Origin of the sequence: Paractinoplanes toevensis (assembly GCF_018332695.1) — a bacterium.
Lineage (GTDB): Bacteria > Actinomycetota > Actinomycetes > Mycobacteriales > Micromonosporaceae > Actinoplanes > Actinoplanes toevensis.
Map to the genome: position 1 here is coordinate 1 of NZ_BOQN01000207.1, position 1,625 is coordinate 1,625.

1 protein-coding gene is annotated in these 1,625 nt (G+C 67.6%); it reads right to left on the reverse strand.

Annotation, left to right across the window (positions count from 1 at the left end; genetic code table 11):
• Positions 1–210: 210 nt before the first annotated feature.
• Positions 211–1,593: an IS4 family transposase gene (locus Ato02nite_RS50435; protein ID WP_213013880.1), complete on the reverse strand. Its 1,383-nt coding sequence runs from the start codon at positions 1,591–1,593 to the stop codon at positions 211–213.
• Between the last annotated feature and the right edge of the window lie 32 nt (positions 1,594–1,625).

Below are 1,625 nucleotides of genomic sequence, written 5' to 3' on the forward strand. Positions count from 1 at the left end.
CAATGCCGCGTAGCTTAAGTTGATCTTGGGGGTTGCGGGAAGGCGTGCAGGCGGATCGTGGGTGGCGTCTGGTGGCGGATGCTGGCTGGTTCCCAGGGTTTCTTGACCCGGTATTTGGTGCGGCTGCGTTTGATGGCGCGGGGGCAGGTGCGTTCGCGGCGTTGCGGGATCAGGAGTTCGGCGATGTGGCTGAGGATCTTGCGTAGCTGGTCAGTCCAGTCCTGAGGGGGAAATAGCGGCGGTGCCGGTGGCGGTGCGGCGGATCAGGCGCAGGGTTTGGGTGAAGGAGATCCGGTCGGGGTCCAGATCGGCGGCGGCGGAGGCTTGGGCGATCAGGGCGCTGATGGCGTGGTGGACGATCAGGTAGGCCCAGATTTCCTGGTGGACCAGGTCGGGTAGGCGTGAGCGCAGGGTGTGGCCGGGGCCGCGGAGGTGGGTTTTCAGCTGGTCGTGGCTGGTTTCTTGTTCCCAGCGCTGGTGGTAGGCGGCGGCGAGTTCATCCGGGCGGGCGTCGTCGGGATCGTGGATGGTGGTGAGCAGGGCGATCAGTTCGCCGGTGCCGTCACCGACGCGGTTGGTGATGTCGTACTCGATGACGCGGACCAGGTGGGCCACGGGCAGGCCGCGACTGGTGAAGGCGGCCGGGGTTTCGTTGATGTCGGCCAGGTTCTGTCCGGCGCGGGCGGCGGCCAGGATGCGTTGCCGGCGTGATTCCAGCTGGACGTTGGGTTTGATGATCACGCTGAGGTAGGTGCCGTCGGCAAGGACTTTCACCACCGGTAGCCGCATCTGCGTCGGTGCCCGCCAGAGCAGGGCCGCTCCGGTGGCCCGGGCGTTGGTCCAGCTGTCCCACGAGTAGAAACCGCGGTCGGCGGTGAGCAAGTCGTCGCCGCGCAGCCGGGACCACAACGAGGCGGCCAAAGTTCTTTCGTGAGTCGCATACGAGCCGATCCTGGCCGCGATGAAGGCGTGGGTGCCGCATTCGGCCATCGCCACGACCCGGGCCTTCGGGAACGGTGACCTGTTCTCGGCGCGGGCGTTGGCATAGCCGAACTCCGCGGCGTTGGCGGGGCTGTCGGGCAGGTCCACCTCGAACCCGTCGATCGCCAACAGCCGCCATGACCGCAGGAACGAACCCCGCGCGGCGCCCAGAGCAATCGCCGACGCGGCCGGCCCGGTCCGGCCGGCGACCGGCCCGCACGTGCTGGCGAACAGTTCGGCGAACAGCCCTCGCCCGAGTCTTTTACGGGCCTGGGTGATCGCCGAGGAGGTCGGCACCGTCCACCGCGCATTCCAGCAGCCGAACCGGTCGAGCGAGCCGGTCACCTTCGCGGCTACCTCGGCATAGTCGTCGTCCGGGAACAAGGTCATCGCGAGGGTCAGATACGCGGTCACATGCGCCGGGAGCTTGCCGTCGCTGCGTTTCTCCCGCACGTCACACGCCACGACCGCGTCATCGACCGCGTCCCGCGGGACCTGCGAGATCAACACTCCGAGCGTGACCTGATCCGGACGCACCGCCACCGCCACCGTCATAACCGCCGATATCAGCAGCACCACCGGCGCGACCACCGCACAACGCCGCACAGCCACGAAAGAACCAACCCAGCCACCACGATCAACTT